The organism is Dokdonella ginsengisoli, from assembly GCF_042652785.1.
In the GTDB taxonomy this organism is placed as follows: domain Bacteria; phylum Pseudomonadota; class Gammaproteobacteria; order Xanthomonadales; family Rhodanobacteraceae; genus Dokdonella_A; species Dokdonella_A ginsengisoli.
This window is the reverse complement of the sequence record NZ_JBHSHD010000015.1, coordinates 49287-64301: the sequence shown is the minus strand read 5'-3', so window position 1 is coordinate 64301 and position 15015 is coordinate 49287. Positions and strand designations below refer to the sequence as shown.

The following is a 15015-nucleotide window of genomic DNA, read 5'->3' as shown; positions in this document are numbered from 1 at the left end:
GTACAGACGACGCGGGAAGCGCCGGCCACGGCCTCCACGGTGATGAGCGCATGAACGCCGTCGCCTCCCTGTTCAAGTTCGGCAGCGGTTCGCGCAGCTACAGCGACATCGTGCTGGTGTTCGGCGTCATCGCGATCGTCGCGCTGATGATCCTGCCGCTGCCGATGGCGGTCATCGACACGCTGGTCGCGATCAACATCCTGATCGGCGTCGGCCTGCTGCTGATCGCGATCTACATTCCCACGCCGACCGCGTTCTCGAGCTTCCCCAGCGTGCTGATGCTGACCACGCTGTTCCGCCTCGCGCTGTCGATCGCGATCACGCGCTCGATCCTGCAGCGCGCCGACGCCGGCCACATCATCGACACGTTCGGCAACTTCGTCGTGTCCGGCAACCTCGTGATCGGCCTGGTGATCTTCCTGATCATCACCGTCGTGCAGTTCATCGTGGTGGCCAAGGGCGCGGAGCGCGTGGCCGAGGTCGCCGCCCGCTTCTCGCTCGACGCGATGCCGGGCAAGCAGCTGTCCATCGACTCGGATCTGCGCTCGGGCATCCTCGACAAGGACGAAGCCAAGCGCAAACGCCGTCTGCTCGAAGTGGAAAGCCAGCTGCACGGCAGCCTCGACGGCGCCATGAAGTTCGTGAAGGGCGACGCGATCGCCGGCATCGTCATCATCATCATCAACCTGCTCGGCGGCCTCGCGGTCGGCATGCTGCAGCACGGTATGAGTCTCGGTGACGCGGTTCACACCTACAGCATCCTGACCATCGGCGACGGCTTGGTTTCGCAGATTCCGGCACTGCTGGCGTCGATGTCGGCCGGCCTGATCGTGACGCGCACGGCGAGCGACGGCGAGGACAAGCATCTGGGCGCGGCGATCGCGGGACAGATCTCCAACGAGCCGCGCGTGATCCTCGTCACAGGTTTGATCGCACTCCTGCTCATGAGCGTGCCGGGTTTCCCGGTTTTCGTCTTCCTGCTGCTCGGCATCGTCTTCGTCGGCATCGGCGCGTGGCGTTTCCGTCACAGCGTCGGCTTCCTGCGCAAGCTGTTCCGGGTCTCCGACAGCAAGGAACTGCTGCCGCTGGACGTCGTCGCCAGCGACGAACTGTCGGCGCCGCCCGCGCTGCTGCTCGAAATGGATATGCAGACCCTGCAGCAGCTCGGTCCGGCCAACGTGCGCAACGTGCTGCGCGAGACGGTCGGCACGCTGCGCGAGGAATACGGCGTGCCGATGCCGGCGCCCGCGCTGCGCGCCGGGCAGAACCTGCCGGCGAATGCCTATCGGGTGTTCGTCCATGGCGTACGCGTCGGCAATGGGCGTCTGCATCCGGGCGCGCGTTTCCTGCCGGCGCCGCGCGTCGGCAGCCGCGCGGCCCTGCCGGCACCGGCCGGCGGCGATCTCGAAGCGCAGGTCTACCTGCCGGCGTTCCCGGGCGAATGGCGCGAGACGGCCGAAGGGGCGTCGGGCGAAGGGGCGATCGGCGCGCTCGAGGTACTGCGCCGCCATCTGCGCGACGCCTTCGAGCAGCACCTGAACCTGTTCGTCGGCATCCAGGAAACCTCGAACCTGTTCAACGGCCTCAGCCGCGACTATCCGGATCTGGTGCGTGAAATGCTGCGCGTGGTCTCGCCGCAGCGCGTGGCCGACATCCTCAAGCGCCTGGTCGAGGAGCGCATTCCCGTGCGTCACCTGCGCGACGTGTTCGAGGCGGTCACCGACGCCGCCAGTCGCGAGAAGGACATCGTGCTGGTCGCCGAATACGTCCGCGTCGCGCTGCGCCGGCACATCAGCGACCGCTACGCCGGCGCGAGCCGCACCCTGCACGTGATGGTCGCCCATCCGGAGCTGGAAGACAGGCTGCGCCGGTCCGTGCACGTCAGCGGCGGCAGCGCCCAGCTGGCGGTGGAGCCGCAGCTGGCCGAGAGCCTGCTGCAGCAGGTCCACTCGCGGGTGCGGGCCAGTGCCGAGGGAAACATCGTATTGCTGTGCTCGATGGACGTGCGCCGTCATCTGCGCAAGCTCACCGAGATCGAGTTCCCGGCGCTGCCGGTACTGTCGTACCAGGAGCTGGTGCCGGACGTGAAGCTGGTGCCGTTGGGGCAGCTGACCGCCGCCTGATGTCGTGGCGAGAGGTCGGAAAGCGGGTTTCGTGGAAACTTTCAGTCAGGGGTAGCGGATGCGAGTAGCGGGAGTGGGGACGAACAACGCGCGGGTCGGGATCTGGGTCATGACGCTGCTGATGGCGACGATGCTGGTTGGCGGAACCGTGGCGAATGCCGCGCCGATTCCGTTCAAGCGCACGGAGGTCAGCTACAGCCCGCAAGGGCAGCCTCTGACCGAGTTCCTGACCGAGTTCTTCAACGACCAGGGCCTGTCGGTCATCACCAGCTCGCAGGTGCGCGCGCGCGCCGCTGCGGTCAGCGGTCCGCGTGGCGGCAGCCCGGCGAAGGTGTTCGCCTCGATCTGCGCCGCCAACGACCTGATCAGCTACTACGACGGGTCGGCGGTGTACGTGTACCTGTCGCAGGAGCGCACCACCCGCTACGCGAACCTGCCGCCCGCACGCGTGGAGGACTTCGTCGGCGCGTTCCAGAAGATGAAGCTCGGCGACGACAGCAACACCTTCACCGCGACCAGCGGCAACGGCCTGGTGATGATCACCGGCGCGCCGCGCTTCGTCGAGCAGGTGCAGCAGCTGGCCGACGCGATCAACGGGCAGAGCCCGAGCAACGCGACCGTCTTCAAGTACTACAAGCTGCGCTACGCCTGGGCCGCGGACATGACCATGACGATCGGCAACCGCCAGCAGGTCGTTCCGGGCGTCGCCTCGCTGCTGCGCGAGCTGGTCAGCCCCACCGCGCAGTCGGCGTACGTGGCGCAGGATCGCCTGCTGCCGCGCAGCGGCAACAAGCTGCGCGGCACGGGCCTGGCCAGCGTCGGCAAGCCGCCGCTGATCCCGCCGGGCGCGGAAGGCGACGCACGCCAGGACGAAGGCGACATTCCGCCGCCGGTGCAGCAGCCGCTCTCGACGGCGGCGGTCGACGCCACGCCGAACGCGCGCATCGTCGCCGACACCTTCCGCAACGCGGTCATCGTGCGCGACGCGCCGGATCGCATCGGCATGTACGACCGTCTCGTGCAGGCGCTCGACGTCGAGCCGCAGATGGTCGAGATCGAAGCGACGATCATCGACATCAACAAGGGCAAGGCGAAGAAGTACGGCATCGACTGGCGCTGGCAGAACGCGCGCACGGCGGTCAACTTCGGCCGCAGCGGCGTCGATCCGCGCGGTCGCACGCTGACCGACGCACTGGGCGCGAACAACATCAGCCTGCTGAACCAGCTCGACGGCTTCCAGATCGGCGCCATCGTCGGCGATGCCGGCAAGTTCATCGCGCGCATCAACGCGCTGGCGACCGACGACATCACCAACATCGTTGCGCGCCCGCAGGTGATGACGCTGAACGACACCGAGGCGGTGATCGAGAACAGCCAGACCGTCTACGTGCCGGTGGCCGGCGCGTACGACGTCGACCTGTTCAACGTCGTCGCCGGCACCGTGCTGCGCGTGACCCCGCATCTGGTCTACGAGAACGGCCGCCGCCGCATCCGCACGATCGTGCAGATCGAGGACGGCAGCGTCAACGTGAACCAGACCAACCTGGCCGGACAGGTCGTCAACGTCCCGCTGGTCGCGCGCAAGGCGGTCAACACGCAGGCGCTGATCGACGAAGGCCAGAGCCTGCTGCTCGGCGGCCTGATCACCGACCAGAACGAGAAGCACGACGGCAAGATCCCGCTGCTCGGCGACATTCCGCTGCTGGGCAATCTGTTCCGTCAGGTCGAGAAGGATCGCCAGCGCTTCGAGCGCCTGTTCCTGATCACGCCGCGCCTGGTGGCGGCCAACCGCATCACGGACCAGCAGGTGCCCAGTTCGCCCGACGTCACCGTCGAGCAGATCCGCGCCGATCAGGACGCGCGCGATCACGCCGAGCTTCCGTGGGCGTCGAAGGAAGAGAAGGCGCGCTACGGAATTCCGGCCGACTCCTCGCACCGGGCGCCGGCGCAGCCGGCTGCCGAAACGGTGCCGTCCGCCGCGCCCGCGCCGGTCCAGCCGGCCGCCGCCCAACCCGCCACCGGAGGAACGCCCTGATGCAGGTCTGGTCCACGCGCAAGCGCCCCGTCGAGGAGGCGCCCACGTCCGCGGCGAAGGGCGGCGGACAGTCCGTCGCCGACGTGTGGGCGTTGCGCGTGCTCGCCGGCGTGCACGCCGGCGCCGAGCGCAAGCTGCAGGAGCGCAGCTTCCTGATGATCGGCAGCAGCGACGACTGCGACCTGATCTTCAGCGACGCCGGCGTCGCCCCGCACCACTGCATCGTCACGCGCAGCGGCGGCGAGATGTCGGTGCGCGCGGTCGACGCGGAAGTGCGCATCGACGACCACGTACTCCATCCGGGTGATCCGCAGGACATCAAGCCGTTCACCCTGGTGCGGATCGGCGGGGCGTGTTTCGCCCTGGGTCCGCACTGGAGCGACCGCTGGCAGAGCCTGCTGTCGCAGATCGAGCCGACGCCGCGGCCGGCGGCCTCCGCCGAGCAGACGCCGCCGCGCCAGCGCAGCAACCGCATCGTCACGGTGATGGTGGCGCTGGTGTTGATGGGCGCCAGTGCCGGCGCGCTGCTGCTCGCGCAGCGCAACGCCAAGCCGCCGCCGGCGCCTGCCCCGGCCGCGTCGCGCGACGGCGAACTGCGCGGTCTGATCAACTCGCTCGGCTACTCCGGACTCAAGGTTACCGCGCGCAGCGACGGCAAGCTTCTCGTCTCCGGCTACAGCGAGCGCGGCGAGGACCTGGCGAATCTGCGCACGCAGCTCGACCAGCGCGGCATCAAGGCCGAATTCGAGGCGAAGAGCGGTCCGCGCATCGCCGAGGACGTCGCCGAACAGTTCCGCATGGCGAACATGCATGCGAAGAAAACCGAATGGATGGGCAAGGGACACGTGCTCGTCAGCGGTCGCTTCGGTGACAGCAAGGCGGTCGAGACCTTGCTGGCTTCGCGCTCGATCAAGGACCTCAACGAGAAGCTGAACCTGATCATCGATCTGCAGAATCTCGATTCGCCGCCGCCCGAAGCCAAGGCGGTGCCGGAAGGCAAGCGCATCCGCAAGATCGAGGGCGGCACCGATCCCTATATGGTGTCGGTCGACAAGTCGGTGTTCTACGTCGGCGCGAAATTGCCGATGGGCGGTACCTTCGAAGGTCTCGAAGACGACAAAGTTCTTGTCCGCGATGAAGCGGGCAACATCCAGCGTCTGTCGCGCGAAAGCGTGATCGACGCTTCACCCTAGAGAGAGGAGCACGACGATGAGCAACAATCTTCCGAACATGATGTTGGGTGGTGGTGCGCCGGCGCCGGTGGCCAATCCGAGTGGTTCGTTCAACCCGCCGGGCAACACGCTGCCGGGACCGGTGTCCAACACGGAAGCCAAGAGCTGGTACCAGGCGATGGCGAAGGCGTGGGGCAAGGTGCTCGACAAGCAGGCGACCGAGATCACGGACCTGTCCTCGCAGATCGGCGAGAACGGCCAGGATCAGCCGTCGACCGTGACCCTGCTGACCGCCGCATCGCTGAAGATGCAGTTCCTGTCGACCAACTCGGCGACCTCGAACAATGCGGTCGGTCAGGCGCTGGAAACCCTCGGTCGCAAGCAGTAAGCCGCTCGCGGCGCCGGCGTCGAGCCGGTCCGCGCGACGAGAGCGATTCCGCTCCCAAATCCGCGGCCCCGGGCGGGGCCGCTGCGGCCCGAACGGGACGCAGCCGACGGAGGAGCGGTACGATCGTCCGCGGTCCCTCGTGCCGGCGCGTGACGGTTCTCATCAGGAGATGCTTACATGACACCCATCCAGTCGATCGATATCGCGGCCCTGACGGCGACTCCGCAAGTCGCCGGCCCGCAGACTCAGGTCATGCCCTACGACGTCGCCCGCTTCCAGGAGGCGTACGCGAACGCCGCTCCGGCCCAGGTCGCGGCGCCGCCGTCGATCGAGCCGGTCTCGCCGGGGTTCCAGGCGGTGCTGCAGAACTTCGAGTCGCTCAACGGTCGCGTCGGCAACATCAACGAGATCACGGCGAACCTCGAGGCCGGTGCCGAGCCGACGCCGGGCGAGATGATGCAGCTGACCGTGAAGTGCCACGAGTTCCTGTTCCACGCCGAGATGACCTCGAACGTCGCCAACCGCACGTCCGACGGCGTGCAGCAGTTGTTCCGCCAGCAATCGTAGAGATCGCCGCCATGCCTCCGGCCCGCAAGCAATACTCCGTCCGATCCGAACCGCGCGCGGCCGGATCGCGCTTCGTCCTGCGTGCCCTGATCGTGACGATGCTCACGTTGGGGCTCGCCGGCTGCATGGGCGACTGGCAGGTGCTTTATTCCAACCTCGACGAGACGCAGGCGAACGAAGTCTCGGCGGCCCTGCTGCGCGCGGGCATCGACATCGACAAGAGCAAGGCCGATCGCGGTACCGAGTGGACGGTCAAGGTCGAAAAGAAGGATCTGCCGGCGGCGATGGCGATCCTCGACGCCAACGGGCTGCCGCGCAATTCGCATCCGTCGATGGGCGAGGTGTTCAAGAAGGAAGGTTTCGTCGCCTCGCCGACGGAGGACAAGGCGCGTTACCTGTACGCGCTCAGCGAAGAGCTCTCCGACACGCTGCAGCGACTGGACGGCGTGATCAAGGCCCGCGTGCACGTGGCACTGCCGGACCGCGACCTGATCGGCGGCAAGACCGATTCGGCCTCGGCCTCCGTCGTGCTGGTGGTCGCGCCCGGCGCTCACGTGCAGGAGCGTGAGACCGACATCAAGGCCATCGTCAAGGATGCCGTCGAAGGCCTGGACAACCCCGATCGCGTGACGGTGAAGTTCTTCACGCGCGCGGCGTTCCAGGAAGCCGAAACGCCGACCGCCTCGGGCACGAGCGTGCCCGCCGGCAAGGATGCGCCGAACGACCTGCTGCGCTTCGCCACGCGCAGCGACGTGACGCGCGGACTGCTGATCGCCTTCGCCGGACTGACCCTGCTGGCAGCCCTGCTGCTGCTGTGGCGCAGCCGCGCCGCACTGGTTGCGTTCCTGAGCGGCCGTTCGGCCGACCAGAGCCGCCGCGATGGCCATTGATGCGAACTGGGCGGCGCTGCTGAAGTCCACCCTGGACGGCGCGCACGCGACCCGGTTCGGCGACGCACCGCCGGCGCTGGTCGAGCGCGCGCGCACGTCTGCGCTCGGCCGGCGCATGCTCGCGCTGCGTCTGGAGCAGACCTCGCCGACCCTGTTCGACCTCGCCGCGGCCAACGAGTCAGGCTGGGTCGACGAACACCCGGCCGCCCTGTTTTCCGGCGAACGCCTGCGCGGAGCCGCGATGGATCTCGGCGCCCTGGCGTTCTCGCCCGCCCTGCGCGCCCGCGTCGAACGCAGCGAGGTGCTGCGTCTGCGCGAAGCCATCGGCGCCGCGCGCGTGTCGTTCGCTCTGAGCACCGATCCCTGGCGCGGTGCGATCCCCGATGGCGTGCGTCACTGCGCGATGGCCGGCCTCGCCCGCGTGATCGACAGCGTCGAGGCGGTCACCGAGCTGCTGCGCCAGCGCGGTCGCGTGGAACTGTTCACCTATGCGGCGAACCAGCATCCGCTGCTCGCCGAACGCATCAAGCTCGCCTTTCCTCCGGCCTCCGCCGGCGAGCGTCGCGACGCCTGGCTGCCGCCGGAGACCGTCGCCCAGTACCTGGGAGCGGCGCGCGAAAGCGCGGCCGTCGCACACCTGTGAACGCCGCCTTCGTCGACCTGAAGGAGCGCTACGCGCTGGGCATCGGCGGACGCGTGATCCCGGCCGCCGCCTGGCTGCCGCTGACGCGCGTGCAGGAACTCGTCGACCAGGCCAACCGCGCCGTGCAGGCGCTCGACGCCGAACTCGCGGCCGAGCGTGCCGCCGCGCGCGCGCAAGGGCTGGCCGAAGGCCGGCGCGATGCGCTGGACCAGTTCGCGGCGGCGACCAACGCCTTGCACGTCGCGCGCGAACAGCTGGCCGAGCGCATGCGCGGGCAGATCACCGAACTCGCGGTCGCCGTGGTCGAGCGCATCGCGCCGGCGCTCGGCGCCGACCGGCTCGTGCCGATGCTGGTCGGCGAGGCGGTGCGTCAGCTCGCCTTCGAACCGAGCCTGGTCGTGCGCGTGCATCCCGACGTCGCCGAGGCGACGCGCGAGCGCCTGGCCGGCGACGGCCTCGGCCTCAGCGGCACGCCGACCACCGAGATCGTCGCGACGCCGGAATTCGGCGAATTCGACTGCGTCATCGAAACCGAAGGCGGTGTCGTGCGGGCCGGCCTGCGCGAACAGCTCGATCAGGTGCGCACGATCCTGGCGATGGCGCGCGAACAGGCGCCGCATCCGGTCTTCGCCGCGCCGAACGATTCGAAACCGGCGGGCGACGCGGCCGCCGCGATGGACACGGGCGATGCCTCTGACTGACGACACGACTGCCGCTTCCGACGCGATCGCCGCCACGGCGCCGCAGCCGCTGCTGCGCGCGCTGGCCAGCGGCGAGACGCTGCAGCGCGTCGGTCGGGTCGCCGAAGCCTACGGTACGCTCGTGCGGGTGACCGGTATCAACGCCGCCATCGGCGAGCTGTGCCTGCTCGAACAGGCCGACAGCGGCTTCGTGCTGCCGGCCGAAGTGGTCGGCATCTCGCGCAACCACACCCTGCTGACGCCGCTCGGCCCACTCGAGGGCATCTCCGCGGCGACCACGGTCACCGCCACCGGCCGCCAGGCCAGCGTGCCGGTCGGCCACGGTCTGCTCGGCCGCATCCTCGACGCGCACGGCGATCCGCTCGACGACCTCGGTCCGCTCGACGCGCGCCAGCGCGCCTCGGTCTACGCGCCGTCGCCCAATCCGCTCAAGCGCCGCCTGATCGATCGCCCGCTGCCGACCGGCGTGCGCGCGATCGACGGCATGCTCAGCGTCGGCGAAGGCCAGCGCCTGGGCATCTTCGCCACCGCCGGCGGCGGCAAGAGCACCCTGCTCGGCATGCTCGCGCGCGGCGCGCAGAGCGACGTCAACGTGATCGTGCTGGTCGGCGAGCGCGGCCGCGAGGTGCGCGAGTTCATGGAGGACAGCCTCGGCCCCGAAGGGCTGCGGCGCAGCGTCGTCGTCGTCGCCACCTCGGATCGCCCCGCGCTCGAGCGCAGCCGCGTCGCCTACGTCGGCACCGCGATCGCGGAGTATTTCCGCGACCAGGGCCTGCGCGTGATGCTGATGATGGATTCGGTCACGCGCTTCGCGCGCGCGCTGCGCGACGTGGGCCTGGCGATGGGCGAGCCGCCGACGCGGCGCGGCTTCACCCCGTCGGTGTTCTCGGCGCTGCCGCGCCTGTTCGAGCGCGCCGGCAACAACGACCGCGGCACCATCACGGCGTTCTACACCGTGCTGATCGAGGAAGAGGAAGGCGGCGATCCGGTCGGCGAGGAAGTGCGCTCGATCCTCGACGGCCATATCTACCTGTCCAAGAAGCTCGCCGCCGCCAACCACTATCCGGCGATCGACATTCTTTCCAGCGCCAGCCGCGTGATGCCGCGCGTGACCTCGCCCGAGCACCAGCAGGCGGCCGGCCTGCTGCGCCGCTACCTGTCCAAGTACCGCGAGATCGAACTGCTGCTGCAGCTCGGCGAATTCCGCGCCGGCAACGACCCCGAGGCCGACGTCGCGGTGGCGAAGATCGGCGACATCAACGCTTTCCTGCGCCAGCCGTCCGAGAGCCTCAGCGGCTACGACGACGCCGTCGTGCGCCTGATCGGGATGTTCAGATGAAGCGCTTTCCGCTCGAACCGCTCACCCGCGTACGCGACCTGCGCCTGGAAGCCGTGCAGAAGCGCGTCACCGAATGCCGCGCCGAAGTGGCGCGCATGGAACACAAGCGCGACGCCGCCAAGCAGGCGCGCTCCGACGTCGGCGACCGCCGCCGCGCGCACCAGCTGGCATGCCAGAACGCGGTCGACGATCCGCACAAGCTCGCGCCGGACTGGCTGGAGCGTGCGGAACGGCATCGCCAGTGGCTCGACGTCGAGATCGTCAAGAGCGACGCCGCGGTGGCCGCGGCCGAGAGGGAAGTCGCGCAGGCGCAGGCGAAGCTGCAGGAAGAAATCACCCAGCTGCGCCGCGCTCAGGCCAAGGTCGATGCGCTGGAGAATTTCCGCGGCGACTGGACGCGCAAGCAGCAAGCCGATGAAGAGCGTCGCGAGGAGCAGGACGGGGAAGAACTGCACCGCTCGCCCGCGCATGCGATGAGGTAGACCATGCTGATCAACAACGACGTACAGTCCAGCCAGGCCGCGCACCGTCAGCGCCGTCTCGCCGCCGACGAGAAGCTGCGCACCGACCGTGCCTCGAACGAGGCCGTCGCCCGCGAAGGTGCGGCGCGCCAGGCCGGCGAGGCCCCCACGCGCGAGGAAGTCGCGCAGTTCCGCGGTCTCATGCAGGGAAACCCCAGCCAGCGGCCGGCCGAGACCGGCAAGCCGCAGGCGCGCGACGCGCAGGCCACCGCGCAGGCTGGCGAGACGCCGAAGTTCGATGGCGAACTGGCCGGGTTGAGCACGGCCGAGCGCTTCCGCACGCTGATGCAGCGCGCTTTCGCGCAGGTCGGCGAGCAGGGTGCGAACGAAGCCGGAAAGGGCGAACAGCCCGCCTCGCCGCCGCGCGAGACGCGCACGGCCGAGCCGGAACGCCGCGACGCGGCGCCGAACGCGGCGCAGTCGCAAAATCCGGACGCGCAGCGTACGGCCGGGGCGGATCGCCAGCGCCCGGCGACCGGCGCCGAAACGCCGGTTCCGCGCGACGGGGCCAAGTCCGCCTCCAGCGACGGCACGGCAGTGGACGGCAAGCCGCGCGCCGGCGAGCACAAGCGTACCGCCGATTCCGGCGACGCCGAATCGGCGCAGACGCTCGCGCGCAAGGCCGCGGACGGCGAGGCGCAGGTCGGCGCCGCCGCGCGCAGCGCACGCAGCAGCGGCGGTTCCGAGGACGGCGAAGGCCTGGATGCGGGAACGGCGCAGGCCGGCCCCGGCAGCACGCCGACGCCGATGCCGACCGAGATGGCGTCCGCGCCGACCCAGCCGCAGACCCTGACCGGCGCGCCGCAGCAGGCGGCCGCCGCGTCGGCGAACCTCGCTCCGGCGCTGGCCGAGCTGGTGCAGAAGCACGTCCGGCAGATGCTGGTCAGCGATCCGCGCGGCGGACGCGGCGGGCGTTCGCGCGAGGTGCTGCTGCGCATGCAGAACGACGTCCTGCCGGGCACCGACCTGTGGTTGACGCAGACCGAGAACGGCTGGCAGCTGCGCGCCGACGTACGCTCGCGCGATGCCTACGACACCCTGCTGGCGAACCAGGAGGAGCTCGTGCAGCGCTTCGCCGAAGGCTCGCTCGGCAAGCTGACGATCGAACCGGTCTTCCACGCCTAGCCGCGGGTTCTTCCGCCTCGATGCCGGGCGCGCGATCCGCCGCGTGCCCGGTGTCGCTTCCGTGGCCGCTGCGGCGGCCGTTTCCGGGCCTTTTTCACGACGTTTTTCGCCAAGGGTAATCCCTAGCTAGGGATAGTCCCGGCTGTTGAAGCCGCGCCGAAATTTGCAGACTCGCACCCGGTACTTCTCACCCAACAAGCAAGGGGACAGTCATGACGACGATTTCCGGAGGTTTTGTCGAAAACGCGCAATTCCGCGGTGGCGTGGACGGCTCGCTGAGCCGCGTCGACGCGAGCGCTGGCGCGGACCGCGTGCGCTCGGCGCTGGATTCGGTCAATTCGGGCCAGCTGTCGACGCAGGAGAAAAACGTCCTGATGTCGACCATCGACAACCTCGCTGCCGATGGCTACATCAGCGATTCCGACGCCAACACCGTCGTCGGCATGATCAAGGGCTTCGAGTCGACCGGCCGCGTGTTCGACACGATCTTCGGCGGCAACTCCGGGCAGCTCAACGTGCCGCAGGGCCACCAGGGCTGGACGCCGACCGATTCGCTGCGCGGTTCGCTCGGCGGTGCGTTCGGCGGCTGGAACCCGTCGTCCGTCGCGCAGGCGGCCAGCCAGTTCCCGTCCAACCCGCTGTTCGGCGGCCTGCTCGGCTTCGCCGTCGACAAGGTCGTGCAGACGTTCAAGGACGCGCTGTTCACCGGCGCCGGCCAGGGCATGCTCGGCACCTGCGACGGCAGCGAGAACCAGCAGGCGCTCAGCAAGGCGCTCGAAAGCGCCGACCTGTCCAAGCTCGACCCGCAGGAACGCGCGGAAATCCTGTCGCAGATCGGCTTCGCCGCGCTCGACGGTCACGTCAGCGGCGTCGAATCGCGCGCGATCATCGACACGCTCAACAACGCGCAGGACATCCGCCCGCAGCAGGCCGGCGGCTGGGAAGTGAAGCAGGACGGCGGCAAGGCCTCGATCGATCTGGGCAACTACATGCTCGACATGAACGAGGGCAACTCCGAGTTCACGCTGACCAACAAGGAAACCGGCGAGAAGATGCGCATCTGGGGCGACCCGCACGTGGAAATCGACGGCAAGGCCGTGGGCGATTTCTACGACACGATGACGCTGAACCTCGAGGACGGCACCAAGATCACGATCCACACCACGCCGTACGACAAGAACAACAACATGACCCTGTCGACGGAGCTGGTCATCACCAAGGGCGACCAGGCGATGGTCGTGCAGGGTCTGGACCAGAACACGCTGGGCGACCTCAAGATCGGCCAGGTGCAGACCGGCGGCAAGCTGGTCGACTGGGCCAACGACGACGGCGTTAGCATCTACGAGAACGGCGACGGTGCCGGCTGGCTGCGCATGAACGAAGGCGGCTACATGACGCAGGTGGACGGCGCCTTCCTGAGCACCATCCGCGGCGACGGCAACCCCTCGCAGGACGGCAACGGCACGCCGATCCACACCGGCGGAAACCAGAACGGCGGCGGCTTCTTCATCACGCCGGTCTTCAATCCGATCAACCTGTTCGGCGGCGACAACGGCGGCAACAACGACGTGACCCGCAACGCGGAGCCGCGTGGCGTGCCGCGCGAGCGTCCGCCGATTCGCTGAGGCAGGGCACTCCCACGCCGGGGCTTCCCAACGGGAGCCCCGGCGTTTTTTTGTCCGCGATTCCGGTCCTGGATGGCCCGGCCCGTTCGCCGGGTGCGCGGCACATCCGGTCCGCGCACCCGCCTTCGAAGCGGTGAAGCAGGCGCCGGGCGGCGCTCCGGTCAGAAGATCCGGCTGAACAGCCAGTACAGCGAGCCCGACAGCGCGATCGCGACCGGCAGGGTCAGCACCCAGGCCATCGCCAGGTTGCGCACCGTCGACAGCTGCAGCCCGGAGCGGTTGGCCACCATCGTGCCGGCAACGCCCGAGGACAGCACGTGGGTGGTCGACACCGGCAGGCCGAACATGTCCGCCGCGCCGATCGTCGTCATCGCCACCAGCTCTGCCGAGGCGCCCTGCGCGTAGGTCAGGTGGGTCTTGCCGATCTTCTCGCCGACCGTCACCACGATGCGCTTCCAGCCGACCATCGTGCCGAGGCCGAGCGCGATCGCGACGGCGATCTTCACCCACAGCGGGATGAACTTGGTCGCGTCGTCGATCTGCTGCTTGAACGCGCCGAGGTTCTTCTTCGCATCGACATTCAGGCCGTTGCCGGAATCCTTGCCGATGAAGCGGATCGCCTCCGAGGTGAGATACATGTCGTTGCGCACGTTGGCGACGGCTTCGGCCGGCACCTTCGCCAGCGTGCCGTGATCCTTCACCTGCCGGCCGATGTCGCCGACCACGGCGGCCAGCGACGGCACCACCTCCGCCTTCAGCTCGTGCGTGCGCACGTATTCGCCCAGCGCCTTGCGCGGGTCGGCGGCCGGCGGCGCCTTCGACGCCTCCGTCAGCGACTGCTGCGTCGCGCTCGCCATCGCCACGAACGGCACCATCTGGTCGGCCGGCATCGCGCGGTTCAGCGCGTAGGCCATCGGCACCGTGCCGACCAGGATCAGCATGATCAGGCCCATGCCCTTCTGGCCGTCGTTGGAGCCGTGGGCGAAGGAAACGCCGGTGCAGGTCAGGATCAGCAGGCCGCGGATCCACCACGGCGGCGGCGTGTTGCCCTTCGGCTCGCGATACAGCGCCGGGTTCTTAACCAGCGAACGCAGCGCGATGAGCAGCAGCGCGGCGAGACCGAAGCCGATCAGCGGCGACAGCAGCAGCGAATAGCCCACCTTGATGGCCTGCGCCCAGTCGACGCCGCTGGTGCCGTCACGGCCGTGCATCAGCGCGTTGGCCACGCCCACGCCGATGATCGAGCCGATCAGCGTGTGCGAGGAAGACGCCGGCAGGCCGAACCACCAGGTGCCGAGGTTCCACAGGATCGCCGCGATCAGCAGGGCGAACACCATCGCGAAACCGGCCGACGATCCGACCTGCAGGATCAGCTCCACCGGCAGCAGCGAGATGATGCCGAACGCGACCGCGCCGCTGGACACCAGCACGCCGACGAAGTTGAAGAAACCCGACCACATCACCGCGACGTTGGCCGGCAGCGAATGCGTGTAGATCACGGTCGCGACCGCGTTGGCGGTGTCGTGGAAGCCGTTGACGAACTCGAAGCCGAGCGCGATCAGCAGCGCCACGCCGAGCAGCACGTACGGCAGCCACGTGGTCCTGACCGCGCCGGCATTCGCGCTGTCGATGTCGGAGATCAGGCTCCAGGCGCTGAAGGCGAGGCCGGCGGCGAGCAGGCCGACGAACAGGAGACCGATCAGCGGGTTCGGCTTGTGGTCGAGATCCGGGCGCGGCGAGGCGCGCTCGATGCTCAGGCTGGGCGACGACATGGACGACTCCTCAGGGGGCGGGGCGACGAGGATCGTCCTGTCGCATGCCAGATTTGTGACAATCGCCATCGGCCCGTCATGCGATGCTGTGAGCCTGGGGTGAAGTCCATCGCA

The 15015-nt window shown here is 69.0% G+C and carries 13 protein-coding genes; 12 read left to right on the top strand and 1 reads right to left on the bottom strand.

From position 1 onward, the window contains the following. Positions 1-50: 50 nt before the first annotated feature. The 12 genes from sctV (at position 51) to ACFO6Q_RS17470 (ending at position 13129) form a co-directional block, all read left to right on the top strand. Positions 51-2123: a type III secretion system export apparatus subunit SctV gene (gene sctV, locus ACFO6Q_RS17525; RefSeq protein ID WP_380022413.1), complete on the top strand. Its 2073-nt coding sequence runs from the start codon at positions 51-53 to the stop codon at positions 2121-2123. A 109-nt stretch (positions 2124-2232) separates the two neighbouring features. Then, positions 2233-4158 carry a type III secretion system outer membrane ring subunit SctC gene (sctC, locus tag ACFO6Q_RS17520; protein WP_380022412.1) on the top strand — a complete coding sequence of 642 codons (1926 nt, stop codon included), beginning with the start codon at positions 2233-2235 and terminating at the stop codon, positions 4156-4158. Next, the gene (locus ACFO6Q_RS17515; protein ID WP_380022411.1) at positions 4158-5351 is read left to right on the top strand and encodes an FHA domain-containing protein; all 1194 of its coding nucleotides are present in this window, start codon (positions 4158-4160) and stop codon (positions 5349-5351) included. The genes sctC and ACFO6Q_RS17515 overlap by 1 nt, the downstream gene beginning before the upstream one ends. Positions 5352-5367: 16 nt before the next feature. Next, the gene (locus ACFO6Q_RS17510; RefSeq protein ID WP_380022410.1) at positions 5368-5718 is read left to right on the top strand and encodes a hypothetical protein; all 351 of its coding nucleotides are present in this window, start codon (positions 5368-5370) and stop codon (positions 5716-5718) included. Between the two features lie 177 nt (positions 5719-5895). Next, positions 5896-6285 carry a hypothetical protein gene (locus tag ACFO6Q_RS17505; RefSeq protein WP_380022409.1) on the top strand — a complete coding sequence of 130 codons (390 nt, stop codon included), beginning with the start codon at positions 5896-5898 and terminating at the stop codon, positions 6283-6285. 11 nt (positions 6286-6296) lie between these two features. Then, the gene (gene sctJ, locus ACFO6Q_RS17500; protein WP_380022408.1) at positions 6297-7175 is read left to right on the top strand and encodes a type III secretion system inner membrane ring lipoprotein SctJ; all 879 of its coding nucleotides are present in this window, start codon (positions 6297-6299) and stop codon (positions 7173-7175) included. After that, the gene (locus ACFO6Q_RS17495; protein WP_380022407.1) at positions 7165-7818 is read left to right on the top strand and encodes a hypothetical protein; all 654 of its coding nucleotides are present in this window, start codon (positions 7165-7167) and stop codon (positions 7816-7818) included. Before sctJ ends, ACFO6Q_RS17495 begins: the two co-directional genes overlap by 11 nt. Beyond that, entirely contained in the window at positions 7815-8519 is a 705-nt protein-coding gene (locus ACFO6Q_RS17490; RefSeq protein ID WP_380022406.1) for a FliH/SctL family protein, read from the top strand. Before ACFO6Q_RS17495 ends, ACFO6Q_RS17490 begins: the two co-directional genes overlap by 4 nt. Beyond that, positions 8506-9858, top strand: coding sequence for a FliI/YscN family ATPase (locus tag ACFO6Q_RS17485; protein WP_380022405.1), 1353 nt, complete (start codon positions 8506-8508; stop codon positions 9856-9858). The genes ACFO6Q_RS17490 and ACFO6Q_RS17485 overlap by 14 nt, the downstream gene beginning before the upstream one ends. Next, the gene (locus ACFO6Q_RS17480) at positions 9855-10340 is read left to right on the top strand and encodes a hypothetical protein (RefSeq protein WP_380022404.1); all 486 of its coding nucleotides are present in this window, start codon (positions 9855-9857) and stop codon (positions 10338-10340) included. Before ACFO6Q_RS17485 ends, ACFO6Q_RS17480 begins: the two co-directional genes overlap by 4 nt. A 3-nt stretch (positions 10341-10343) precedes the next feature. Next, positions 10344-11504: a type III secretion HpaP family protein gene (locus ACFO6Q_RS17475; protein ID WP_380022403.1), complete on the top strand. Its 1161-nt coding sequence runs from the start codon at positions 10344-10346 to the stop codon at positions 11502-11504. A 212-nt stretch (positions 11505-11716) separates the two neighbouring features. After that, positions 11717-13129, top strand: coding sequence for a DUF1521 domain-containing protein (locus ACFO6Q_RS17470; RefSeq protein ID WP_380022402.1), 1413 nt, complete (start codon positions 11717-11719; stop codon positions 13127-13129). A 161-nt stretch (positions 13130-13290) separates the two neighbouring features. Here the strand turns inward: ACFO6Q_RS17470 and ACFO6Q_RS17465 are convergent, their stop codons facing one another. Continuing rightward, on the bottom strand, positions 13291-14901 hold the full coding sequence (locus ACFO6Q_RS17465) for an inorganic phosphate transporter (RefSeq protein ID WP_380022401.1): 1611 nt from the start codon (positions 14899-14901) through the stop codon (positions 13291-13293). Positions 14902-15015: the final 114 nt, after the last annotated feature.

Coding starts and splice junctions, on each gene's coding strand:
- sctV (WP_380022413.1), top strand. CDS start 51: ATGAACGCCGTCGCCTCCCTGTTCAAGTTCGGCAGCGGTTCGCGCAGC.
- sctC (WP_380022412.1), top strand. CDS start 2,233: ATGACGCTGCTGATGGCGACGATGCTGGTTGGCGGAACCGTGGCGAAT.
- ACFO6Q_RS17515 (WP_380022411.1), top strand. CDS start 4,158: ATGCAGGTCTGGTCCACGCGCAAGCGCCCCGTCGAGGAGGCGCCCACG.
- ACFO6Q_RS17510 (WP_380022410.1), top strand. CDS start 5,368: ATGAGCAACAATCTTCCGAACATGATGTTGGGTGGTGGTGCGCCGGCG.
- ACFO6Q_RS17505 (WP_380022409.1), top strand. CDS start 5,896: ATGACACCCATCCAGTCGATCGATATCGCGGCCCTGACGGCGACTCCG.
- sctJ (WP_380022408.1), top strand. CDS start 6,297: ATGCCTCCGGCCCGCAAGCAATACTCCGTCCGATCCGAACCGCGCGCG.
- ACFO6Q_RS17495 (WP_380022407.1), top strand. CDS start 7,165: ATGGCCATTGATGCGAACTGGGCGGCGCTGCTGAAGTCCACCCTGGAC.
- ACFO6Q_RS17485 (WP_380022405.1), top strand. CDS start 8,506: ATGCCTCTGACTGACGACACGACTGCCGCTTCCGACGCGATCGCCGCC.
- ACFO6Q_RS17480 (WP_380022404.1), top strand. CDS start 9,855: ATGAAGCGCTTTCCGCTCGAACCGCTCACCCGCGTACGCGACCTGCGC.
- ACFO6Q_RS17475 (WP_380022403.1), top strand. CDS start 10,344: ATGCTGATCAACAACGACGTACAGTCCAGCCAGGCCGCGCACCGTCAG.
- ACFO6Q_RS17470 (WP_380022402.1), top strand. CDS start 11,717: ATGACGACGATTTCCGGAGGTTTTGTCGAAAACGCGCAATTCCGCGGT.
- ACFO6Q_RS17465 (WP_380022401.1), bottom strand. CDS start 14,901: ATGTCGTCGCCCAGCCTGAGCATCGAGCGCGCCTCGCCGCGCCCGGAT.